The sequence below is a fragment of the Pseudoalteromonas sp. MTN2-4 genome (genome assembly GCF_042848605.1).
Classification (GTDB): domain Bacteria; phylum Pseudomonadota; class Gammaproteobacteria; order Enterobacterales; family Alteromonadaceae; genus Pseudoalteromonas.
Genome location: NZ_BTGK01000004.1, coordinates 180,095 through 204,400 on the forward strand (window position 1 = coordinate 180,095; position 24,306 = coordinate 204,400).

20 protein-coding genes are annotated in these 24,306 nt (G+C 41.4%); 10 read left to right on the forward strand and 10 right to left on the reverse strand.

Annotated elements, in window-relative coordinates:
* Window positions 1-7 precede the first annotated feature (7 nt).
* Complete coding sequence (locus tag ACGHEH_RS11880; RefSeq protein WP_390445578.1) at window positions 8-2,155, forward strand: exonuclease domain-containing protein; 2,148 nt, start codon at window positions 8-10, stop codon at window positions 2,153-2,155.
* 89 nt (window positions 2,156-2,244) lie between these two features.
* Here the strand turns inward: ACGHEH_RS11880 and ACGHEH_RS11885 are convergent, their stop codons facing one another.
* Entirely contained in the window at window positions 2,245-2,619 is a 375-nt protein-coding gene (locus ACGHEH_RS11885; RefSeq protein ID WP_390445580.1) for a YybH family protein, read from the reverse strand.
* 108 nt (window positions 2,620-2,727) lie between these two features.
* Between ACGHEH_RS11885 and ACGHEH_RS11890 the strand changes: the two genes are divergently transcribed.
* Window positions 2,728-3,606 carry a LysR family transcriptional regulator gene (locus ACGHEH_RS11890; RefSeq protein WP_390445582.1) on the forward strand — a complete coding sequence of 293 codons (879 nt, stop codon included), beginning with the start codon at window positions 2,728-2,730 and terminating at the stop codon, window positions 3,604-3,606.
* Here the strand turns inward: ACGHEH_RS11890 and ACGHEH_RS11895 are convergent.
* Window positions 3,603-4,097 carry a tyrosine-protein phosphatase gene (locus tag ACGHEH_RS11895; RefSeq protein WP_390445585.1) on the reverse strand — a complete coding sequence of 165 codons (495 nt, stop codon included), beginning with the start codon at window positions 4,095-4,097 and terminating at the stop codon, window positions 3,603-3,605. The two genes, ACGHEH_RS11890 and ACGHEH_RS11895, sit on opposite strands and share 4 nt — an antisense overlap.
* Before the next feature lie 18 nt (window positions 4,098-4,115).
* A complete protein-coding gene (locus ACGHEH_RS11900; protein WP_349285905.1) occupies window positions 4,116-4,466 on the reverse strand; it encodes a metalloregulator ArsR/SmtB family transcription factor in 351 nt (116 codons plus the stop codon).
* A gap of 221 nt (window positions 4,467-4,687) precedes the next feature.
* Between ACGHEH_RS11900 and ACGHEH_RS11905 the strand changes: the two genes are divergently transcribed.
* Genes ACGHEH_RS11905 through ACGHEH_RS11920 form a run of 4 tightly spaced genes read left to right on the forward strand, consistent with a single transcriptional unit; the run spans window position 4,688 to window position 11,441 of the window.
* Window positions 4,688-5,863, forward strand: coding sequence for an efflux RND transporter periplasmic adaptor subunit (locus ACGHEH_RS11905; protein WP_390445588.1), 1,176 nt, complete (start codon window positions 4,688-4,690; stop codon window positions 5,861-5,863).
* A gap of 8 nt (window positions 5,864-5,871) precedes the next feature.
* Window positions 5,872-9,000 (forward strand): efflux RND transporter permease subunit, encoded by a 3,129-nt coding sequence (locus ACGHEH_RS11910; protein ID WP_390445591.1) that lies wholly within the window; start codon window positions 5,872-5,874, stop codon window positions 8,998-9,000.
* A 1-nt stretch (window position 9,001) separates the two neighbouring features.
* Window positions 9,002-10,420, forward strand: a complete 1,419-nt coding sequence (locus ACGHEH_RS11915; protein WP_390445593.1) for a TolC family protein — start codon at window positions 9,002-9,004, stop codon at window positions 10,418-10,420.
* A gap of 13 nt (window positions 10,421-10,433) precedes the next feature.
* The gene (locus ACGHEH_RS11920) at window positions 10,434-11,441 is read left to right on the forward strand and encodes a zinc-binding dehydrogenase (protein ID WP_390445595.1); all 1,008 of its coding nucleotides are present in this window, start codon (window positions 10,434-10,436) and stop codon (window positions 11,439-11,441) included.
* Between the two features lie 13 nt (window positions 11,442-11,454).
* Here ACGHEH_RS11920 and ACGHEH_RS11925 read toward each other — a convergent pair whose 3' ends face one another.
* Window positions 11,455-12,321, reverse strand: coding sequence for a LysR family transcriptional regulator (locus ACGHEH_RS11925; protein WP_390445597.1), 867 nt, complete (start codon window positions 12,319-12,321; stop codon window positions 11,455-11,457).
* A gap of 106 nt (window positions 12,322-12,427) precedes the next feature.
* Between ACGHEH_RS11925 and ACGHEH_RS11930 the strand changes: the two genes are divergently transcribed.
* The gene (locus ACGHEH_RS11930; RefSeq protein WP_390445599.1) at window positions 12,428-13,405 is read left to right on the forward strand and encodes an aldo/keto reductase family oxidoreductase; all 978 of its coding nucleotides are present in this window, start codon (window positions 12,428-12,430) and stop codon (window positions 13,403-13,405) included.
* Between the two features lie 80 nt (window positions 13,406-13,485).
* Here ACGHEH_RS11930 and ACGHEH_RS11935 read toward each other — a convergent pair whose 3' ends face one another.
* The 5 genes from ACGHEH_RS11935 to betI all read right to left on the reverse strand — a co-directional run bounded on the left by ACGHEH_RS11935 (window position 13,486) and on the right by betI (window position 19,256).
* Window positions 13,486-14,184, reverse strand: coding sequence for a TorF family putative porin (locus tag ACGHEH_RS11935; protein WP_390445602.1), 699 nt, complete (start codon window positions 14,182-14,184; stop codon window positions 13,486-13,488).
* A gap of 2 nt (window positions 14,185-14,186) precedes the next feature.
* Window positions 14,187-15,404 carry a BCCT family transporter gene (locus ACGHEH_RS11940; RefSeq protein WP_390445605.1) on the reverse strand — a complete coding sequence of 406 codons (1,218 nt, stop codon included), beginning with the start codon at window positions 15,402-15,404 and terminating at the stop codon, window positions 14,187-14,189.
* 136 nt (window positions 15,405-15,540) lie between these two features.
* Window positions 15,541-17,190, reverse strand: coding sequence for a choline dehydrogenase (gene betA / locus ACGHEH_RS11945; protein WP_390445608.1), 1,650 nt, complete (start codon window positions 17,188-17,190; stop codon window positions 15,541-15,543).
* Window positions 17,191-17,199: 9 nt separating this feature from the next.
* Window positions 17,200-18,663 carry a betaine-aldehyde dehydrogenase gene (betB, locus tag ACGHEH_RS11950; RefSeq protein WP_390445610.1) on the reverse strand — a complete coding sequence of 488 codons (1,464 nt, stop codon included), beginning with the start codon at window positions 18,661-18,663 and terminating at the stop codon, window positions 17,200-17,202.
* A 2-nt stretch (window positions 18,664-18,665) separates the two neighbouring features.
* Complete coding sequence (betI, locus tag ACGHEH_RS11955) at window positions 18,666-19,256, reverse strand: transcriptional regulator BetI (RefSeq protein ID WP_390445613.1); 591 nt, start codon at window positions 19,254-19,256, stop codon at window positions 18,666-18,668.
* 585 nt (window positions 19,257-19,841) lie between these two features.
* Here betI and ablB point away from each other — a divergent pair.
* Window positions 19,842-20,696: a putative beta-lysine N-acetyltransferase gene (gene ablB, locus ACGHEH_RS11960; RefSeq protein ID WP_390445615.1), complete on the forward strand. Its 855-nt coding sequence runs from the start codon at window positions 19,842-19,844 to the stop codon at window positions 20,694-20,696.
* Window positions 20,697-20,752: 56 nt separating this feature from the next.
* Here ablB and ACGHEH_RS11965 read toward each other — a convergent pair whose 3' ends face one another.
* Window positions 20,753-21,250 (reverse strand): MarR family winged helix-turn-helix transcriptional regulator, encoded by a 498-nt coding sequence (locus ACGHEH_RS11965; RefSeq protein WP_390445617.1) that lies wholly within the window; start codon window positions 21,248-21,250, stop codon window positions 20,753-20,755.
* 380 nt (window positions 21,251-21,630) lie between these two features.
* On the opposite strand from ACGHEH_RS11965, the gene ACGHEH_RS11970 reads away from it, so the two are divergent.
* Together ACGHEH_RS11970 and ACGHEH_RS11975 are read left to right on the forward strand one after the other, a co-directional pair.
* Window positions 21,631-22,440, forward strand: a complete 810-nt coding sequence (locus tag ACGHEH_RS11970; RefSeq protein ID WP_390445620.1) for a hypothetical protein — start codon at window positions 21,631-21,633, stop codon at window positions 22,438-22,440.
* Window positions 22,437-24,299, forward strand: a complete 1,863-nt coding sequence (locus tag ACGHEH_RS11975; protein WP_390445622.1) for a GGDEF domain-containing protein — start codon at window positions 22,437-22,439, stop codon at window positions 24,297-24,299. Before ACGHEH_RS11970 ends, ACGHEH_RS11975 begins: the two co-directional genes overlap by 4 nt.
* The last annotated feature ends 7 nt before the right edge of the window (window positions 24,300-24,306 follow it).

A 24,306-nucleotide genomic window follows, 5' to 3' on the forward strand; every position in this document is an offset into this window, starting at 1 on the left:
GTTTGTTATGAAAGCCCTACCTGAAAAGTATTACTTGTCACATTTCAATGAATTAATGAACTTCTTGCGCTCGACAAGTATGCATCTATTCACTGATAAACAACGGCAGCAATTAGAAAAGTTGTCTGTATTAAATGAATCAGCGCTGTGTTTGTTATTGCGTATCGTAAATAGAAAAAGTGAGTTTGTTTTTAAAGATCACTTAAACTATGACGAAATAACAGATGTTGAGCGGGCTCTCAGTGAGCTACTTGACGCTGAGCTAGTTAAGTTTGCAACTCATAAACCACCTCATGATTTAATTAAAGAGCTGAAAAAGCAAGATCTTCAGCAAGTATGTATTAATTCAAATCTCGAAAATACGCCCGTTAAATCAGCTAAAAAACAAGCTTGGCTAGAGGCGGTCTTGCAGCAAGTGCAGCATATAAATGTGCAGCAGTGCTCGGTGTTTAATCGTTATGTATATTCTGATTTTAAGCCGACTTTTGAGCTTTGCTTATTTGTTTATTTTGGCAAATTAGGCGGCACACTTTCGCAGTTTTCCATGCGTGATCTCGGTGTTTTAAATGTACATGAAAAAGCGAATACTCAAATAAACGCTCATTTTGACGAGCAAGAAGAAACGCAAACCGCTTTTTATTTTTCTAAATTACTTCAATCTTTAAAAACATTGAGTGATGATGAAAAACTGACATTGGCACACACCCTTGCAAGTTCTGATGTTCTTCAACCAACAGGTTTTCAAGCAGAATCTAAATACAACACGCTGACTTATAAACTCGCTGTGTTTTGTCTGCCTGAGCATACTCAGCTTGCCACACAGCTAATGATGCTTAGCGGTCATGTCGGTGCGCAAGAAAAGTTAGTAAGAACTTTATATGCTCAAGGTGACATAGAGGCTTGTAAGCAAAAGCTTGACGATATTATTGAACACTCAGCGGATGAGGGTTTATTAATTTTTGCCGAAGACTTTTCAAGAAGAAAGTTTGGTGCTGAACGCACTTCAATTTTAACTAATATGCTCAGAAACGCAGGGGAGGCTATCCCATTAGATGAAGCATTTGTTGGCTCGCCAGAGCAGGGGCTGATAGATAACTTTGCCCGCCAAGGGATCACCGCGATCCACTGCGAGAATGCGATTTGGCGTGCACTATTTTGTTTAACATTTTGGCCCGAACTTTATGAACATGAACTCAGTGGTTTAGGTAATGAATTTTCTCGATTACCTAAACCAATCAAAGAAAATATTTTTTACGACATATTTGAAGCAAATATTGAAAAACGTTTATCTAGTTTTTCGAGTAGTCAAGACTTATGCACTTGGTTGCTAAAGCAAACCACAGCCCATTACGGCAAGCCCAACGGTTTTATCGCTTGGTACGAGAGCTTGTTTGATGAGCTCTCGCTATTGGTAAAACATGCACCCATTGAGGCGCTTTGTGCGCATCTTCGAGCCATGGCGAAAAATTACAAAGGGTTAAAAGACGGCTACCCAGATCTTATTTGTGTCAAAGGCGCCGAGCTGTTTTGTGTCGAAGTAAAAGCACCGGGTGACAGTTTAAGGCGCAATCAACTGGTGACCATGAACCAGTTATTAAAAGCTGGTTTTGATGTCTCGATTAAAAAAGTTGAGTGGCAAATTGACCTCACCCAGCCTTATGTGATCATCGACGTAGAAACCACTGGGGGTAAAAAAGAATATGAGCGCATTACCGAAGTGGCGATGGTTAAAGTCATTGGTGAAGAGATTGTTGAGCATTGGAGTTCATTAGTTAATCCGAACAAACACATACCAAAATACATTACCGAATTAACAGGCATTGATAATCAAATGGTTCGCGATGCGCCTGAGTTTGTTGATATTGCTGAACATATAGCATCATTTACAAAGGGGTGTATTTTTGTTGCCCATAACGTGAATTTTGATATGGGGTTTATTCGCGCTGAGTTTGCACGTTGTGGCATGTATTACAAGCGCGCTAAGCTATGTACCGTGTCACTTGGTCGTAAGTTCATTCCGGGGCATAAATCATATTCATTAGGCAATATTTGCAGAGATTTAGGTATTAGCCTTGTCGGTCACCACCGCGCGTTAAATGATGCGATGGCGACCGCTGAGTTGTTCATTAAGATTAATAAATCTCGTATAACTTAACGACTTTTAATGTATAGAGTACATTCGCATTTTAAATGTCAGCTAGATGCCAAGTCTCATCTAGCTGAATATATTTTGTATTTTTAGACTTAACGTTCGCCCATAACTTCGAATTCGTCTTCAATAAGGCGCGCTTTACCATCTGCTTCAATGCGCCAAAGTTCGCGATGCACAACACCAAATGCTTTATTCATGGTCCATTTTGAAGTCAAAATGAAGCTTGTATCATCAAATTTTTTCCACTCTACATCAGTGTATTCAACCTCTTTGAAGCCCTGGTCAATAATGCCTTGCCAGAATGACTCTATTGTTTGTCTGCCTTCAAAAGTACCAAATGGGCGTGCTTGCATAACTGCATTATCGTTATATTGCATGGCACAGCCTTTAGCATCTTGGTTGTTAAAGGCTTTTTGCCATGTTGCGATCCCTTGTTTACATGCTTCTAGTACTTGTTGTTCGTTCATTTCTAGTCTCTCTTTTACATCAATATTTGTGAGGCTAGATTAAGGAACTGAAAAGTTTTAAAAAACAGATATAATAGAACTAACTGTTTTGCTATACAGAACAATAAAATGAAACGTTTAAAACAAATGATGATTTTTGCCGCGATAGTAGAAGCTGGATCTATCTCTGCAGCAGGTGAGCAACTATCACTCTCAAAGTCTGTGATCAGCCAAAATTTAAAAGACCTTGAGCATGCGCTTGGGGTTATTTTGTTAAAACGTACAACGCGAAAGTTGTCCCTCACAGATGCGGGAAACCGGTTTTATTTGCAATGCAAAGAGATAAGCCTGATTGCCAGTAGTGCATGGGAACAGGCTCAAACTTTTCTAACTGAACCTAAAGGGCGAGTAAGGATCACAGCGCCAAACGCTTTGATGGAAACTTTAGTGACACCAGTGATTGCTGAGCTGATCAAGCGCTACCCAGACCTGAAACCTGAATTGATAAGCGCTGATGAGCAGTTAGACTTTATGGAGCATGATATTGATTTGGCAATTAGAGTTGGCCGCTCTTCAGATAGCAGTTTAACGCAAAAGCGCATTGGCTCATTCAAAGATGTACTTTGTGGTATGCCAGATTTTGCTGGTCAGCAATTAGGGTCGTTACCCTATATTGCCAATGTGTGGCAAGGTAAAAAAGTTTCGCACACCTTTGTGAAAGAGAATAAGGAAGTGCAGCAATTCTCTACAGAGGCACAATGTATAACGAACTCGTTTTACTCATGTATATCATTGCTTAAAGCGGGTGCGGGCATTGGAGTTGTGCCTGATTTTTATTTGTCTCAATTTGCCGATGAGCTGGTGGCTGTAAATTCTGAATTAATACTGCCTAGTAACCCTGTTTTCGCAATACATCCTTATGGCAAAAATCAACCATTGAATGTCAGAGTGTGTACTGAAGCGATAACAGAGCAACTAACAAAACTAGTTGCTCAAAGTACCAGTTAAGCTTGATAAAGCTCAAAGAATGATACTTGATCAGGCTTACTGAGGGCTTTAGGGCGCATTGCTTGTACTTTTTCTTTTGCTTCAGCTTTGCTGTAGCCCAGCTCAACGAGCAATATGGCAATCATTAAGCCTGTGCGACCAGAGCCGCCTTTACAATGTACAGCGACAGTTGCCGATGTATTCAGTAAAGTCAGCAGCGCTGATTTTTGCTTTTGCCAAGCATCAAAAAATCGTTCATCCGGCCCTTTATCATCAGAAATTGGTAATTGAAACCAAGTGATGTCTTGGTTAGCACAGACTTCACCGAGTGTTGAGGCATTATTTTCTTCAAGCTCTTCATCCGACATCAACGTCACAATGGCACTGGCACCAGCCGCTTTTAATTGCGTTACAGAGTCGACTAAGTTCGCGTCTTTTATTCCTGGGCAAGGCGTGAACAAAAAACTAATGTGGTTTTCTACGGTTAATTTATCAAACGGATGTAAAGGCATAATCTTTCCTATTTAAAGTTATGGGCAACAAGCTGAAATACGAGCTGGTCTGTCACCCATTTCATTTAAGCGCGCTAAATCATTTGCTAAAAAGTCTGGGTTATTTTCCGTGGTGCTGCTCAGTACAGTTTTAGCCCACTCAGGAAGTTCGCTATTGATGCTATAAAAGACCCATTGACCCTGACGCTTGTCAGTAAGTAATCCGCACTTTCTTAGCTGAGCTAAGTGACGCGATATTTTGGGCTGGCTTTCTTCAAGTGCTGCCATTAGTTCACAGACACAAAGCTCTTGCTCTTTCTCTATGAGCAGCAAGCTTTTCAAGCGAGTTTCATCTGCAAGACATTTATAAAATTGTACAGGTTCCATCATGTTTCCAAGTATTCAAGCCGATTGGTATGAGTCTCAACCAATATATGGAAAATCATATGTTTTAGCTTTTAGTTGATCAAGTATTTATAAAATTATGTGTTAAAAATAAGGTGACTAAAATTATTGGTGCCAATTTAGCACTAATGTTTTTAATAATTTCGCGTTTTTCTGCACAGATATTCTCCGTACGATCACATTAATCACTTTTATCGGAGAATGTCATGAACAAACTTAGCTATACACTTAGCGCCGTCGCTTTAGCCTTAGTGCTGAGTGGCTGTGGTCAATCGAATGCACAACAAGGCCAACAACCACCGCCATTAACTATTGATGTGGCTAACGTTCAATTAGAAGAAGTTCAGTCTTGGCATACGTTCACGACTCGCTTAGAAGCACCTGAACGTGTTGTTCTTAAACCACGCGTATCTGGTCAACTTAAAAGCATGGCATTCAAAGAAGGTGAGCGAGTAGAAAAGGGTCAATTACTTTTTAGCATTGACCCTCGTCCATTTGCAACTCAGGTTGAAAGCTTGAAAGCACAACTTGTAAGTGCAGAAGCAGCATTAAGCCAAGCGCAAGGCGAGGCAGAACGTGCACAACGTTTGGTTGCTAAAAATGCCATGTCGACAGAGCAAGCAGATCAACGTGACGTGACTTTACGCCGTGCCATTGCAAAAAAGAATGCCATTGCTGCTCAGCTTGAAAAAGCGCAATTAGACCTAGAGTTTAGCCAAGTAACAGCGCCAATTAGCGGTGTTATTTCTCGTGCGGATGTCACGCAAGGTAACTATGTGAGTGCCGGTGATACAGCCCTTACAACCATTGTTTCTGATGATTTGGTATATGCGTATTTTGATGTAGACGAACGCACATGGAGCAAGCAGTTTGCTGGCATGAATGCAGATACTGGCGTGATGGTGCAGTTACAACGTATCAATAGCCAACAGCCAATTGCAGGTAATGTCGACTTTATTGATAACGAAATCAACCCAACAACCGGTACGTTGCGTGTTCGTGCTGTGTTTGATGCGCAAGCGCATAACTTAAAACCGGGTGCCTTTGCACGTATTTCAATGGCTGCACAAACGCCAAAAATCTTGGCAATTGTACCGGAGCGCGCAATTGGTACCGATCTTAAAAACCGCTTTGTTTTAACCGTCGATGAAAATAACACGTTGCAATATCGCTTGGTTGAGCTTGGTGAGCGCTACGGGGCGTACCGTGCCATCAAAAGCGGTTTAGTACGTGGCGACCGTATTGCAGTAAATGGTCCTGCGCGCGTTGGTCCGGGTATGCCAATTACACCGAATAAGGTGGCATTTAATTTTGAGAATACTCAGTTTGTTCTTAAGTCTACAAATACCTCAAGTGATTTATTAGTTAGCGCAGCGAAGTAGAGAGTATTATGAACTTTTCACACTTTTTTATCTCAAGGCCCATATTCGCGGCCATGCTCTCTTTGATCTTCGTGATCACCGGAGCAATTTCATTGTTTCAGCTACCAGTAAGTGAGTATCCAGAAGTGGTACCACCTACGGTTGTGGTAAACGCAACGTATCCGGGTGCTAACCCAAAAGTTATCTCACAAACAGTTGCAACGCCCCTTGAGCAAGAGCTCAATGGCTTAGAGAATATGCTTTATCACTCGTCTCAAGCTACCAGTGATGGCCGTTTGACGTTAACTGTGACATTTGCACTGGGGACTGATCTTGACCAAGCGCAAGTACAAGTGCAAAACCGAGTTAATAACGCCTTGCCCCGTTTACCACAAGAAGTACAGCGCTTAGGTGTAACGGCACAAAAGTCGTCACCAAACTTGGCGATGGTGGTGCACTTGGTTTCACCTGATGGCGCTCAAAATACCGCTTATATGGCCAACTATGCTGATATTTATATCAAAGATGAGCTTAAGCGTTTACCGGGTGTGGGTGACTTACAGTTATTCGGTGGCTCAAAATATTCAATGCGTGTGTGGTTAAATCCAGATGCATTAGCGGCTCGTAACCTCACAGCGACAGATGTAATGGGCGCTTTGCGCACGCAAAACCAACAAGTGGCAGCGGGTTCTTTAGGTGCACAACCTTCGCCTGAAGAAAACCAATTTCAAATTCTGTTAAACGTTAAAGGGCGTTTAGAAAGCATCGAAGAATTTGAGCAAGTCATTATCAAAGTGGGTGAAAACGGTCAGCTTACGCGCCTTAAAGACATCGCTAAAATTGAACTGGGTCAAGAGAACTACGCCTTGCGAGCTATGCTAGATAACCAGCCAGCACTCGCGATGCCGGTATTCCAGCGCCCTGGCTCAAACGCAATTCAGCTGTCAGATGACGTTCGTGAAACTATGGCACGTTTGCAGCAAGATTTCCCTGCAGGCATGACGTATGAAATAGCTTATGACCCAACGGTTTTCGTTCGCGGCTCAATCGATGCCGTGATTGCAACCCTAGCTGAAGCGATTCTATTGGTTGTTGTGGTCGTAGTGTTGTTCTTACAAACTTGGCGCGCCTCTATTATTCCTCTAATTGCTGTGCCAGTTTCATTGGTTGGTACTTTTGCCATCATGCAATTACTAGGTGTGTCTATTAATACCTTGTCGCTGTTTGGTCTTGTGTTGGCAATCGGTATTGTTGTGGATGATGCCATTGTTGTTGTTGAAAACGTTGAGCGTAATATTGCCAATGGTCATAGCCCATTTGAGGCCACAAAAATCGCTATGAGTGAAGTAACAGGCCCAATTATTGCGATTGCGTTTGTATTGTGTGCGGTATTCATCCCTACGGCGTTTATTACCGGTCTTTCAGGACAATTTTATAAGCAGTTTGCATTAACCATTACTATCTCAACACTTATTTCAGCGTTTAACTCATTAACTTTATCACCTGCATTGTCGGCAATTTTATTAAAGCCACATGATGCACCACAAGATAAGCTTACAAAACTACTGAACGCGTTATTCGGTACTTGGTTATTCAAACCATTCAATCGCTTATTTGATAAAGGCGCACAAGGCTACGAAAAAGTCGTGAAAAAGCTGATCCGTATGAGTGTGGTTGTCGGTGTAGTGTATCTTGCTCTAGTTGGCTCAACTATAGGCTTATTTAACTCTGTTCCGGGTGGCTTTATTCCTCAGCAAGACAAGCAATATTTAGTTGCAGTGGCACAACTGCCAGATGCGGCAAGTCTTGATAGAACTGAAGAAGTAATTAAGCAAATGCAAGAGATCGCCCTTGAAGTACCGGGCGTTGCGCATACGGTTGCTTTCCCTGGTTTATCGGTAAATGGCTTCACCAATAGTACCAATAGCGGCATTGTGTTCACGCCACTGGATGATTTTAGCGAACGTAATGACCCTAGCTTGTCGGCCTTTGCCATTGCAATGCAATTAAACCAACGTTTTGCTGCCATTGATGAAGCGTTTGTGGCTGTATTCCCACCACCGCCAATTCTGGGTTTAGGTACAACGGGTGGCTTTAAACTTCAAATTGAAGACAGAAGTAACCAAGGGTTTGCAGCGCTGTTTGCTGCACTGCAAGCAACCATTGGTGTTGCACAAAAAGACCCCGCACTCATGGGCTTATATTCAAGCTTTAGAATTCAAGTACCGCAAATGGACATTAACATTGACCGTGAGCAAGCGCTAATTCAAGGCATTCCGTTAGACGAAGTATTCAACGCACTGCAAGTTTATTTAGGTTCTGCATACGTCAATGACTTCAATATGTTTGGCCGTACTTATCAAGTAAAAGCGCAAGCTGAAGCGAAGTTTAGGTCGAAGAAAGAGCAAATCAACAACTTAAAAGTGCGCAATGCTGCAGGCCTCATGGTTCCTCTAGGTTCTGTTGTGACTGTAGAAGAAACCACAGGTCCAGATCGTGTGATGCACTATAACGGTTATGTTACCGCTGAATTGAACGGCAGCCCTGCACCGGGTTATAGCTCAGACCAAGCGCAACAAGCGATTGAAGCGGTACTGGCGAAAACATTGCCAGAAGGGATCACCTATGAGTGGACTGAAGTGACATATCAACAGATCTTAGCGGGTAATACCATGGTGTATGTATTCCCACTGGTGGTTGTATTGGTCTTCATGGTATTGGCAGCGCAATACGAAAGCTTACGTTTGCCATTGTCGATTATTTTAATTGTACCAATGACGATTTTCTCAGCGCTGGCAGGTGTTTACATGCTCGGTGGCGATAATAATATCTTTACGCAAATTGCTTTGATTGTACTGGTTGCGCTGGCTTCTAAGAATGCAATCTTAATGGTCGAATTTGCCAGAGATAAGCACTTACAAGGTGCAACGCATCTAGAGGCGATTATTGAAGCGTGTCGTTTACGTCTTCGTCCAATACTGATGACATCAATTGCCTTTACGGCAGGTGTAGTCCCTCTGGTACTGGCGTCAGGTGCAGGGGCTGAAATGCGTCAAGCAATGGGTAATGCCGTATTCTTCGGCATGATTGGTGTAACGGTATTTGGCTTGTTATTCACGCCAGTATTCTATCGTCTAGTAACGGCTAAGGAGCAATAAAATGCGCGTATTTAAAATGACGTTATCGGGCATTGCTCTGGCTGTGTTGGCAGGATGTGCAAGTGCCCCAAATATTGACCAAGCACAGCACACGTCGCAAACCTTCAGCAATGCGTTAAGCACACATGTGTTGTTATCTGAAGTGGCGAAACAAAGCGAACAAAACTGGTGGCAGCAACTGAACATCGCTGAGTTAGACCAACTTGTGGTTGATGTATTGGAAAAAAACCAAAACTTAAAAGCATCGTCGGCGCGTTTGCGCGCCGCCCTTGCTGGGTTATCAGAGCAGCAACGCGCAAACCTGCCGCAAGGTGGCTTAGCGGTATCTGGTAACCGTTCTAATACGCCTAGCAGTTTAAATCCAAACGCAGATGTTGTGAGTTCAGCAACCGCGGGTGGTAACGTGAATTTGCAACTGGACTTATCGGGTCGCATTGCAGCACTCACTTCAGCGGCAGAAGCGGTTGCAGTTGATAGCCAAGCGCAATATCAGCAGTTAGTGACTGAGCTGGTTAGCGCGTCTGTTCGAAGCTTTTTACAATGGCAGAACTTACAACAGCAACAAGCATTAACCCTTAATCAATTAAAAGCACTAGAAGACTCGATGGAAATCATTCAAGTGCGTATTGAAGAGGGCATAGCGACTGAATTGGAGTTAAACAGAACACGTGTGCAGTACTACGAGCTTAAACAACGGTTGCCTCAAATTGGTGTTGAGCTTGCCCAAGTTGAGCAAATTCTAAGTGCATTCACCGATAAACGTGCCGATGAACTTAGTTTCACTGTGTTGAGTCAAACAGACTACGATGCGCTTAATTTATCAGTGAATGTGCACTCGGCAGATGACGCACTCATGCAGCGCGGTGATATTCGTTCAGCGATGGCCAAGGTACATCAACAAGGTTATTTGGCACAAAGTGCAGAGCGTGCGCTTTATCCTGATATTAACCTATCGGCCTTTGCTGGCGTATTAAATATGCCGGGTATGAATTTCAATAATACCCAATCGAATTGGCAAGTTACGCCAAGCATCAATTGGTCTTTATTCAGTTACCCGCAGTTATTAGCTCAACTTGACGCTCAAACTGCATTTTCAGAAGCAAGCTATCACAGTTATAAGCAAACTTTGACCGATGCATTGTCGCAAACTGAGCTTTCTTTACGTGCTTTACAACATGCTCAGCAGCAGTTTGCACTCTCTACGCAAACTGTAAAAGCCGCGCGAGCTGCTTATCGACAAGCTGAAGCGGGATATCAAGAAGGGCAATTAGCCTACCTTGATTTACTTGCAGCAAGACAAGACGTGCTCAGTGCTGAGCGCAGCCAAGTGTTGATCCGTAACCAATGGTTAGGTGCTTCTGTTGCAGCATATAGCCAATTGAGCGGTGGCTGGTCACCACAATTAATCTCTAATCTCTAACACAGGAGGCCTCATGTACAAGGATAACAACAAAATGAATGCATTGAAGTTACGCCAACATGGGGCTGACTTCGATTTGGAAATGACACAACTCGATTTGCCTATTCCCAGAGGCAATGAACTATTGATAAAAGTAGAGTATGTCGCGTTAAATCATTTAGATGCCAGCTTTGCTGTAAAAGGCTTTAGCCAGTGGCAATATCCGCATATTTTGGGCTCGGATGCTGTTGGTACGGTTGTTGACGCACCAAAAGGGGTGTTTCCGGCTAAAGGCGCACGGGTTTTATTTCATGCGAACCTTGCCCAGCAAGGCATGCTAAAGCAATTTACTGTTATGCCAAATCATGCGGTTTCTGAGTTACCAGAGCAAATCGAAAGCGAATTAGCTGTAGCATTGCCAAACTCGGGAATGGCAGCATTACTTGCACTTGAAAAAATTAAGCTGCAAGAAGGGGATACACTCGCAATCAACAGTGCACAAGGTGCAGTGGCTCATTTTGCGATTCAGTATGCAAAAAAACAGGGAGCACAAGTATTTGCGTTTGCTCAAAAGCCACATCATAAACGTTTGAAAAAACTGGGTGCTGACTTTGTGTTTGATTGTAGTAAAAAAGACGATGCAATCTGTGCGCAAATAAAGCACGAAATTGGCCCTGACGGCTTTGATTGTGTGATCAATACAATTGGTAAAGAAAGCGTCGTTCAAGATATTCAAAAACTAAGGTTCTGTGGGCGTATAGCTTGTCTAAATGGGTTTTCTGCGATCCCCGAAGAGTTACTATTCGAAAAAGCACCTAATATTGGCGTGGTGTCGATTGCAGGTGCTTGGTTGGCAAATAGTTTATGCGCACAGCAGCATTTATGTTTTATGGGCGAAACGCTTTTAAAGGATATTGAAAGTGGTGCCATACAAGCACCAGAAATAGAGCTGATAGAGTTTAACTCCGAAAAAGTCAAAGAGACGTTACAGTGCCTTTTGAACCAAACCTGTATCAAGCGACCGGTTGTTAAAATTACTTAATGTTTGTGAAAGCTTATTGAAAATAAGCTTTCACAAAATCGATAAATACTCTCAGTTTGTAAGGCGGGTAAATGAGCTGAGGGTAGAGCATATAAAGCCCGCCACTGTCTTTTATTTTCTCTTGTTGTAACACTTCAACGAGCTGACCTGAATCTAGCTCATCTTTAACGAAATAATTCGCGATCCTGAAAAGCCCACCGCCTTGTTGAGCTGAGCGCTTTAACATGTGATTGTCGTTACTAGATAGCCAACCATTGATGTTTACTTGCTGGGAAGTAAAAGGCCAGATGGTTTGCTCAGTCACTGTCAGGCATTGGTGGTCTTCTAAGTCAACAACCGAGCCTAATGGACCATTTGATTTTAGGTAACTCGGAGAGGCAACAATGATATGCTCATAGTTGAACAGTTTATTGGCAACCATGTTATCTGGCGGTGATGAGGTGGCACGAAAAGCCAAATCAAAATCTTGTTGGTTTAAATTAAACGTTCGGTAACTTGAGTTAATTACAAACTCAATATTCGGGTGCAGTTGTTTAAATCTATGGCAAATGTCGAAGAGAAAGGTGCTCGCAAACATTTTTGGCGCAGTGAGTCTTATAACTCCAGCAACTTGTTGTGAATCAGTGGTTTTTTCTATATCAAACAACTGGGTTCTTATTTGCAATGCTTGTTCATAAACATGAACGCCTTGGGCGGTGAGTTTAACACTACGCGTTGTTCTGATGACTAAAGGCGTTTTTAAATGGGTCTCAAGCTGTTTTATTTTTTCCGAAAGATGACCTTTAGAGATCCCTAACTGCTCAGCGGCTTTTGTAAAGCTAAGTTGTTCTGCTAGTGTTAAAAATAGCATCAGCAACTCAACACGTTTATGTTCGTTCATAGATATTATTGTTTGCTATATAAAACAAAGTTTTCTTAATTATACTCTTTTATTCATGGCACAGAACAATAAACTAAAGAGACTAAAAACAAATTAAGGTGACTTGATGACGAAACAGACTTTACCACTTCAAAAATATTACCCTCATGTCAGTCGCATTGCATACGGATGTATGGGTTTAGGCGGTGAGTGGGATAACTCTTCGATTGTAAATAAAGATATCTCGCAAGCTCACTCTGTGATTGAAGCAGCACTGGTTTATGGTATTAATTTCTTCGACCATGCTGATATCTATCGAAATGGTAAAGCTGAGCAAGTTTTTGGTGAAGTGTTAAAGAAAAAGCCTGAATTGAGAGAAAACATGATACTGCAATCTAAATGTGGGATCCGTTTTAAAGAAGGGTCATTACCTGGCCGGTATGACTTTTCTGAAAAGTGTATCAAGCACTCAGTTGAAGGTAGTTTAAGACGTTTAAATACAGAGTACCTAGACATTTTAATGTTGCATAGACCAGATCCTTTAATGCAAGTGGAAGAGTTGGCTGAGACATTATTGGAATTAAAATCAGCAGGCAAGGTCAACCATTTTGCGGTTTCTAATATGAGTCATCATCAGATTTCATATATACAGAAACATCTTGAACTGCCGATAATCGCAAACCAAATCGAAATGAGTTTAGGAAAGCTGGATTGGCTGAACGACGGTGTTATGGTGGGCAGTGCGGGCAACCATCAGGTGGACTTTGTGAGTGGTACTTTAGAATATTGTCAAAATGAGCGGATCCAACTCCAAGCTTGGGGATGTTTAGCTAAAGGTCGATTCTCAGAGCAAGGTTTGCAGTCAGAGTGTCATGTGACGAGACAAACTACCAAGCTCATTTTTGAATTGGCAGAAGCACACCATGCAACACCAGAAGCGATTCTACTGGCATTCCTATTAAAGCACCCGAGTAATATACAGCCTGTTATTGGCACAACTAATTTAGATAGAATAAAAGGTACGACTATGGCACTCGATTTTGAGCTGACCAGAGATGAATGGTATAGCCTCTTTGTTAGCGCGAGAGGGCAAGTGTTGCCTTAGAACGAATGAAGAGGAATTAATAAGTGCTTTCGGGTGTTAAAAAGGGTGACATAATGTCACCCTTTTAGTTTGAGACTCTCTTATAAAGAGAATGTTCTTGCTACTGACAGCACGATACGTTCATCGGCTGTATCCCAATCTAGGTTGGTGTTTTCAGCGGCCACTTCAATATTAAAACCTTCGTAGCTTGTTTGATACGCTAGACGATAGTGATGGTAAGACTTGTCAGTTGCTTGCCAGCTAAATTTATCACCATCTAACGAGTTTGAGATATCAAAGCTGGCTCTTAAATTGTGGTTTGGCGCAAGCTCAACGGTGTGTGCTAACATCGCAATAGTATGGCCTGCATCTGTTCCGAAGTAATCCCAGCTATACCAGAAGTTAAACTCGGTATTACCTAGCTCATTGTTAAAACCGAACTTGGCGTATACTTCGGGGTAGTTACCGTCGCTAGAAGCGCTTTCACCATGATACGTGTAATAAGCGATACCATAATCAATGCTCCATTGGCTGTTTAATTCAGCGTAGCGGCCTACATAGAAATCCCATTCTAAATTAGTGTCGGTACCAAAATCGACATTCGATGCCCAAGAGCCAGCATATACGCCATTATCGAATGCTTTATCAAGGCTCGCTTGAATAGCTGGGCCGTTATCAGTTTGGCTAACACCATTGAAAGTATAGTCAGATGCGCCAGTCACAGTTGTACTCCAATCTGCCATTGCCAAATTTGAGCATAGCGCGAGAGAAATAAGAGATGTTTTAATCAATGTTGTCATAATTAGCTTACTGTTTCTATTTTTGTATAGTCGATTTCATTTTCTTTTGGCGAACCTTCAATATTGGCTACGGCTTTATATTTTTGCACCAAGATATAACCAAAGCAGGCGAAGAAAATGCCGATCACAATGGCGCCAACCCATTGGATCTGTAAAAAGTTGAGTTTGAAAAGTAGGGTCAGTAGAGACAATGCGCCAATGTTCAGCGCGATGTACTTTGCTTTACCTAATTTTTGTACTGTCATGCCCAAATTGTCGGTGTACAAACGTACAAGCGAGTCGAGAGAGTTGATCACAAAGACAATACCAACAAACACCATGGCAAAATTCACTAGGCCATCTGTTGCGATGCCAGTTTCATGGTAGTGATAAAGTACCGCAAACCAAGCCGCAATTGGAATTGATGGGAATATCAACATCGCAGCGAGTACTTGATAGGTCTTTAGTCCACCCACGAAACGTGAAGTAAATTGACCGATCATAATGCTCCAAGCAAACCACCAGAATAAGTAAAATTCATGGTAATCATTAATAGGCAATACAAACTGATGCATGTTGGCAAAATAGTCACCGATCAAAGCAAAGTTATTGAAGTAACCCGAAATCGCACTGTCACCAAATACGAAGGCATTGGCCCACATTAACGCAATTAACCCAATGAATACCCAAGTGGTAGTGATACTTAAAAAGCGCACATACTTAATATCAGTGCTTGAATAAACGGCAAACGCGATGGCTACAAATACAATGAGGTAGAAAGTTGGAATGATCGACTCGCCGTCCCCCATGCTCGGCAAATACCAAGGCAGGTTTGAAAGCAGCAGGTATGCGGTAAACGCACAGGTGCCAATGATCACAACATTATTAAGTAGTTTAACAAGAGGGATCTCGAAGAACTTTACTTTAGGTTCAATTACGCAGAAATAAAAGCAGGTAAGGAAATAGAATCCCCAGATCAAAAAGCCCCAAAAACCAAACTCGATAGCAAGTGGGTTTGTGAAGCCATATTCTGGGCTTGCGTTTATGTCTGCATAACCTGCAAACTCAGTGAGAGGAAACATCACTAAGCCAACATCTAGGCCTGAAGTAAACAAGATAGCAATAAAGGTAAAGGTTTTGACCGGTGTCACACCGACAACTTCGACGTTGCCCCATTTATAAATAATGAAAGCAATTGAAAGTAGGGTAAATAAAATGCCCGCACTAAGCCATAAGGTCATTGTCACCCTCCCAAAATAAGTAGAAATAACTCATATTTTCTCCCGTTATAATTGTTATATGTCGTTGCTCTCACTCAACCTAAACGGCACACCATGACAGCAAAGTGCAACAATTAAGTGCACCTGTGTGATTCTTTTATCTTTGTTTGTTACGCCAATCTTCATGTAAATGCACCTTGGCATTCATAGGTGCCAATGGCGCGTTACCTAAAATCATATCTGCGGCTTTTTCAGCGACCATGACAGTCGGTGCATTTAAGTTGCCATTCGGAATTGTTGGAAAAATAGAAGAGTCCACCACTCTCAGGCCATGAATACCGTGAACTTGCGCTTGCGAGTTCACAACGGCCATCTCATCTTCGCCCATCTTGCATGAACATGAAGGGTGGTAGGCGCTCTCAACGGCTTGTCGAACAAATTCGTCAATCTGTTCATCAGTTTGAATATGTTCACCAGGTTGAATTTCGCCATCACGATACTCATCAAAGGCAGGTTGAGAGATGATCTCTCGCGTAAGGCGAACGCACGCTCTAAAGCCTTCAATATCGTCTTGGTGTTGCAAGTAATTAAATTGAATTTTCGGCGGCACCTGCGGGTCACTTGACTGAATGGTCACACTCCCTCGGCTCTTAGGTTTGTTATGCCCAACATGCACTTGGAAACCATGGCCATCAAATGCAGACTTACCATCGTAACGGATCGCCGCTGGCAAAAAGTGATATTGAATATCAGGCCATTCAATACCGGCTTTTGAGCGTATAAATGCACAAGACTCAAAATGGTTAGTAACGCCAAGACCAGATTTATTCAACACCCATTCAGTGCCGATCAAGCCCTTTGAAATCAAGCCAAGTTTACCGTTTAAAGTAATCGGCTTTTTACACTTGTATTGGAAGTAAAACTCAAGGTGATCTTGTAAGTTTTTACCGACTCCCGGCAACTCATGTTTAACTTCAATACCCGCATTTTCTAAGGCTTTGCGTTCACCGATACCAGATAATTGCAGAATATGAGGAGAGCCTATTGGGCCCGCGCTTAATATGACTTCTTGACTAGCATCCGCTTGGTATACTTTGTCATTAACACGATATTCAACGCCTGTGGCTTTTCTATCGAGCAAACACACCTTGCTGACAAGGGCACCTGTGACCACAGTTAAATTACTGCGATGTTTAATTGGATCTAAATACTCGCGAGAGGTTGAGCTACGCACGCCGTTGTTTACTGTCATGTGCATTGGGCCAAAGCCTTCTTGCTGCTCACCGTTGTAGTCACTTGTGACTGGGTATCCGGCTTGAGCGCCCGCCTCAATAAAGGTGCTATAAAGCGAGTTTTTCATTTCATTACCGTTGTTGACGCCCAGTTCACCTGTGCCACCGCGATAGGTATTCTCACCTTGATACCAGCTCTCAGCTTTTTTGAAATAGGGCAAACAGGCTTGGTAATCCCAGCCTTGCGCGCCGTGCGCTTGCCACTCGTCAAAATCTTTGGCATGACCTCTTACATACACCATGCCATTAATTGATGATGACCCACCTAGCACTTTGCCACGTGGGCAGTGCATTTTTCGGTTGTCTAAATAAGGCTCAGCTTCAGTATGAAATTGCCATGCATACTTATCGGTATTCATCGGAATAGACAAAGCAGTAGGCATCTTGATAAAAATACTCTTATCAGAGCCACCTGTTTCTAGTAATAGCACCTTGTTTTGTGCATCCGCTGAAAGGCGATTTGCCAGCACACAGCCCGCAGAGCCTGCACCGACGATGATGTAGTCGTACAGCATATTAGACTCCTAAAATGGGCTTTCGATTTGACTCATACCCACATAAACCGACTTGGTTTGTGTATAGCTATTTAAAGTCTCAATGCCATTTTCGCGACCAATACCTGATTGTTTGTAACCGCCAACTGGCATTTCGGCAGGGGAATTACCATAGCTATTTATCCAACAAATACCGGCTTTAAGCTGGTGGATAATACGGTGCGCGCGTTGAATATTTTGACTAAATACACCGGCACCTAGCCCTAGCTCAGTATTGTTAGCGCGGGTGATCACATCAGCTTCATCTTCGAAAACTAACACGCTCATAACAGGGCCAAAGATCTCTTCTTTGACAATGGTCATGTCGTCAGTACAGTCAGTGAAAATAGTCGGTGCAACGAAGTAACCCTTAGGGGCAGACTCAGGCGATAAAGCATGGCCACCTGTTAATAAAGTGGCACCTTCGGCTTTGCCTTTTTCGATGTAATCTAGCACCAATTCTTGGTGTTTTTTAGAAATAAGCGCGCCCAAATTAACATTAGGATCAAGGGGATCTCCTGCGATAATATTTGCTTCAGTGCGCGCTTTAAGCTGGTCAATAAATTGTGTGTAGACCGATTTGTGTACATACACACGAGTACAGTTAGTACAGATCTCGCCCTGGGTATAAAAATTCCCCAACATTGCTGCGCTTACAGCTTCTGTAATATCAGCGTCATCAAACACAATTAATGGAGATTTGCCGCCAAGTTCCATAGTCACATCTTTTAAGTTCGATGCGGCGCTTTGCATGACTTTTTTACCTGTGCCAACTTCGCCAGTGAACGATACTTTTTCGATCTCTGGGTGTGTTGTCAGCCATTGTCCGACTTCAGCAGCGCCTTGCACAACGTTGAATACACCTGCTGGCATGCCTGCTTCAATGAAGATTTCAGCCAGTTTAATTGCACCTAGAGGTGTTTCTTCTGATGGCTTGAAGATTAAAACGTTACCGGCAGCAAGAGCGGGGCCTGATTTCCAACAGGCAATTTGTAGCGGGTAGTTCCATGCGCCGATACCTGCACAAATACCTAAAGGCTCTTTACGTGTGTAAAAAAAATCGTTGCCAACGGGTTGTTGTGTACCGACTTGTGTTGGTGCAAGACCTGCAAAATATTCAATTACATCGGCGCCAGTTTGAATGTCGACACAATCCGCTTCTTGAATTGGTTTACCTGTGTCTAACACTTCGATTCTTGCTAGCTCGTCATTACGCTCACGTAATAAGTAAACGGCTTTGTTTAGAATTCGGCTTCTTTCGATTGGGGTCATTGCTGACCAAGCCACAAAACCCTCGCGTGCACTGGTAATGGCTTTTTCTTGAATAGATTCATCTGCAACTTCGACATGGTAAATCACTTCGTCAGTTGCAGGGTTTTTGACTGTAAAAGTTTCTTTGCTCTGGTTCGACACAAATTGGCCATGGATAAAATTCTGATAAACAGGTGTGGTCATTTTTAAGCTCCACAAGATGAAATGAGGGAAGACACATAATGTTTTGCAAGCTGCTCAGCTTGCTTAAATTCTTGCTCTGAGGCCTTACTTAAAACAGCTCTTAGCCATAAGCCATCAATCATACCCGCCGCTAATTTAGCAGCGCGTTTGGCATCGCTTTCGGGCATTAACGTCTTGAAAGAAAAGGCTAAGTTACTGTATAAGCGTTTTGCATTTACGGTTTGCAATCGGTGCAATTGTTCATCGTGCATTGATTGCGCCCAAAAGCTTAACCAAGTTTTTGTACTACTGGTTTGTTGTTGGATAACTGAAAAGTTCGCTTCAACAATAAACATTAACCGTTCTTCAGCAGAGCAAGATAGCTGAGTTTTACTGATCAAACTGGTTTTTAAATTGTTTAATAAAAAGCGCACAGTCGCTTCGATGAGGCCTTGTTTACCTCCAAAGTAATGGCTAATGATCCCTGAGGATAAGCCCGCTCTCTTACTAATGCTGTTTATGGTTGTGGCATGTAAGCCCACTTCTGCAACCGACTCTAACGTTGCTTCAATGAGTTGTTGGCGACGTATCGGTTCCATTCCTACTTTTGGCATAACTTTTTATTGATTGACCGTTCAATTAAAATAAATCCTATAGAGTTCTAAGTAATTTTTCAAGTTTGTATTGGTTTTATCCATTTGCGATTATAAATTGATGTTTTTTAAATTGTTGTTTTGTTTGTGCTTTTGTTTTATGTGTTTGGTTTTAATTATTTTTGTTTGAGTAGTTAAATTTATAGTTAAAATGATTTGATCTTGTGACTTTTTACTGGTTTTTATATTGATTAAGTTGTTTTAAATCGAGGGAAGAGGTGTTTTTTATGGTGCTATTTTCAAATTTTCTGGGTGTTCGCTGTAAATATAGTCTGAAATGTAGCTTTTGTGGCTAGTGTTCTTAGTGATTTGCAATTTGATTCGAGTTCTAATAATTGATAATATATTTCGAATACGAAGTATTTGAAAGCCGCTTTTTAGCGTCACGGCCTCCTTGGTAAAACTTATAAGATTCTGAATATAAAGAGATAACCTTAATTGGATGTGCGGGTGTGTGTGCGTTTTAAAGTTTTAAATCAAATTATTTTCGACAATGATTTGTATTTAGTAAGTGTTTTCTCGCATTAACTTATTTATGGAGAAATCATGTCAGCCGTAGCAAGTAGTTATTACGACTGTGATGACATTGTTGAATTTAATCAAATCCGCCACGGTCAGCTAAATAGCAGAATTTATGTGACTTACTCGACGATAAAAACCCCAAATACTTTCCATGACGCATTAGTTCAAGTCGCTTTAGCACAAGGTTATGGCAAGATAATTGCAAAAGTAAAAGGCTCACAGTTATTATCGTTTTTGAAAAAAGGCTATAAGATTGAAGCGACAGTGCCGGGTTATTTCGGGAGTGAAGATGCGGTATTTATTTCTTATTTTTTAGATAAGAATCGTGAGCAGAGTGAATTCTGTCAACAATACGATGAAATCGTTGCCAAAGCCTTAAAAGCTAACCCTTGGCACCCAGGCAAGTTTAATGAACCGGTTCAATTCAGAAGCTGCAATCTCACTGATATTCGTGCTTTAAGTAAATTATATGGGCATGTCTATACCAATTACTCATCTCCTGTGAGTAACGAAGAGTTCATTAAGACGAGTATGAATAATGGTGTGCAATACTACTGCGCTGATTATATGGGCGTAATTGTTGGTTGCTTACGCGTTGAGTTAGATATAGACACCAGCAATGCACGTATTTACGATCTGGGCGTGATGACGCAATTTCAGAATCAAGGCATAGCATCTGCGCTTTTAAACAAAGTTAAGCAGTTTTTACAACAGCAAGATATTAAAAACGTTTATACCTTATGTTTGGCGACTTCATTACCGGTTAACAAGATATTTTCGCAACAAAAATATGAGTTTGGTGGGCGACTAACTAATAACAATCGAATTGAAGACGAATTTAAGTCTTTGAATCTCTGGTTTAAAAAGTTGGCAGGGTGATTAGTATAATAATAAGGGCAGTAATACAAAATAAGTACTGCCCTTGATGAAATGATTTATTCTGACTCAGCCTGCTTTTGACTACTGAGATGCATCGGATCAATTTCAAGTACAGGTGCAGCGTCGATTTCAGTTGCATCCATCATAGAGGCTATGCGCTGCATTGAAGAGAGAAGGAGAGATTGCTCCCATTCTTCAAGTTGACAGAACTTTTGAATAAAGTGCTCTTGTAGAGGTTGCGGTGCATCAATTAATGCACTCTTGCCATCTTCAGATAAAAATAACCCAACACGTCGCTTATCTTCTGAGCTTCTAACCCGTTGGATCAAGCCGCGGTTTTCAAGTCTATCTAATATGTTCGTTACTGTTGCTGCACTTAGGTTAATTTGTTTGGCAACCTGACTCGCCGTCACGCCTTTAACTCGCGCAATTTCTTGCATAATAAGTAACTGTGGGCCTGTTAGACCCGATGATTTATTTAATTGCTTAGAATGCAAATCAATTGCACGGATAACTTTTCTGATTGAGACGAGTAGCTCTTCGTATTTTTCCATGATTACGACACTGATAGACTATTTGCGCCGATAATAGCATCTATCTCAAAAGGATTAAAATACTGATGAATAATCAGTGATGTTAGTATTTAGGGTGTGTTGGAAAGGTTCTATCAGAGCAAGTCATGCGTTTATTAAAGTCTTTTTTAGTGCCTTAAATTATTCTTTTTGTAAATTTTTTGTTCTTTTAAGTTCAATTAAATTCATCCTTTTGCATTAAATTTGTTGCTATAAATACTCTCGCTCATATAATGTTCACAAAAAGTGCATAGTAGTGCACTTTACTTTGTGGTGCGATGTGTATGCGGTTTTGTGTTCTAGTTTTTTTTCTTTTACTTCCTAATTGGTGTTTTTCTCAAACGCCTTTGGTGGTAGATATCATGCAAAGTGAAAACTTTACGCAGCGTTATCAAAGTTTTTTAAATGGTCGCTCCCCCTATGAAGTCAAAGACTTTCATGCCACAACAAAAGGGTCACATATAGAAATTATCGAAATGATCCTTTTGCAACAAGCGTTGAAACTTGGAGGCATTGATAGACCTATCGTATTTAACCCCAAACCTTCTATTAATATCTTAGAATATTCGGATTTAATTGCCGGGGACAGCCTGGTTTTGGCTCGCTCCGTATGGCATGAAGACATTCTCAATTATCGAGGGTCATTGTATGTAAGCACGCCTTTAGTCAAATTTGGTGAATACGAAGCTGGTTTATATGTTGCTAAGCGTAACGTACATCTCCACAACTTAGCTAAAGCTCAGTTAGAAAATTTAACTGTTGTTGCAAACCCCAGATGGAAGGTAGATTGGCGTGCACTTCACAATACCGACTTAAACATTGTCAGCTTTATTGGCCCTTGGGAAACCATGTTGGAAATGGTAGAGACCAGTGTGGTTGATGCCATGCTGATCAATTTTAGTGTCAGTAATAGTTTAGAGCTAAACTTTGAAAATAGGCTATATGTACCGATCAATAATATTAAGGTGTTTTTGCCAGACTCTAGACATTTTGTAGTAAGTAAACGCCACCCAGAAGGTCGCGCAGTATTTCAAGCGCTGAATAAAGGTCTCGGCATATTGAGAACAAATGGCACAATAGAAAAAGCGTTGAAACAGTCAGGTTTCATTAATGAGAAAGTCACGGATTGGCAAACGATTAACATCCAAATGCTCAACCCGGGATTGCAATGATTAAATATACTTCTCAGCTTATTGCGTTATTTCTTTTCTTTTTTTGCTTTGAATCTTCCAGTAAAACACCTGCGTCTAAATTTCAAACCAAAAGTTTTGCTGAGCTACCCGCAAAGCTAGAGGTGTATAAAAAGGCAGTATTGGCAACGTATGACTTAAAATTATTGCCAAACCTAAAGGCTCTCGAGCAAGAAGCGGCATCTGTTAACAATGCTAAAGTTCAAGCTGAAGCATTATTATTGGTGGCATTACTTAAACACCGTTACGGTGACTACAAAGAGAGCTTAACGCTTAATCAACAGGCGCTAGATATTGCGGTGGAGCTGGCCGATCCAGCTTTGTTGATCAGTGTTTACCTTTCAATTGTTCATCTAGAGGTATCTTTAGAGCGCTTTAAACAAGCATCAGAAAAAATGGATAAAATAGCACTTTTGGTAAATCAATTACCTAGAGTCAGCATTTTGAGGGCTAAGGTCTGTCTTTGGAAGGCTAGGATCTATTTTAGTAAAGGCAGTTATTTGCAAGCATTGTATGTGCTAGATGACGCCCTAGACAAACCGAATATGAGCAAGTCGATTTACATTGAGTTGCTGATTGAGAAAGCCAAAGTAAAGCTAGAAATGGGTGAGCACATCGTAGCACAGGATTTGATTGATCAAATCAGCCAGTATAACTCAGACAGACAATTTCATCATACCAAGTTAATGGTTAAAGTGCTGCAAGCGAAGACATACCTTCAAGCTGGTTTGTTTGCAAAAGCGATTTTAACTGCCCAAGATGGCCTACAAAGTACTTTTCACACCCGCTTTTTAGAAGAGCAAGCACAATTACAACACACTCTGGCTGCCAGTTTTGCTCAAATCCAAGATTACCAATGGGCGCATTTATATCTGAAGCGCTATGCATTTACACAAAAGGCATTAGACCTGCAAAAAAGAAATAACAAGTTACTGCAGCTTGAGGCAAGGTTTGACTTTGATCAGCAAAGGCAGCAGTTGTCTATACTCGAAAAAGATAATGCCCTAAAAGAGCAACAGATAACGCAACAGATGCAAGCAATTGAAAACACCGCTTTATTACAACAGCGAGTGATATTACTAGTGGTGTTGTTTTTTACATTGCTATTTTTTATATATTGGCGCTGGCAAAACAAACGTACATTGAAAATGCTTGAGCAGCAAGTTGCTCAACGTACACAAGAACTCGCAATTAGGAATAAACAGCTTCAAGCATTGAGTTATACTGATAGTCTGACTGGGGCTTATAACCGTCACTTCTTGTTCACTCACATTGACGAATATTTGCCCACTGAGATGATGACTGAATCAACCATTATGTGTTTAATTGATATCGACTTCTTTAAGCGAGTCAATGATACCTATGGTCATAGTGCAGGTGATACAGTTTTAAAATCTTTTGTAACTGTCCTAAAACAAACGATTAGGCAAAATGATGTCATTATTCGTTGGGGTGGTGAAGAGTTTTTATTATTAATGCCTAATATCTCGCGAGACGCAGCAGCAGAAATTCTAGAGCGGATAAGAGCCAATATAGAATCTTTTGAATTTAAAGATAATAACATTCGAATTCCGGTTACCGCTTCATTTGGCTTTACGCCATTTCCATTGCAAAGAAACTCGGCTTCACTTGACTGGGAGCAAACTATCGAGCTTGCTGATTTATGTTTATATTTGGCGAAAAACGGTGGCAGGAATGCATGGGTTGGGATCACAGATGCAAAGTTTGATAAAGCTTTCGAGGCTGAAGACATTGTTAATAATGCTAAGCAATTAATACAGCAAGGCAATCTAAAGACAATCTCAAACCGTGAGGAGATCGTCAATAACATGATAAACTAAACAAAAA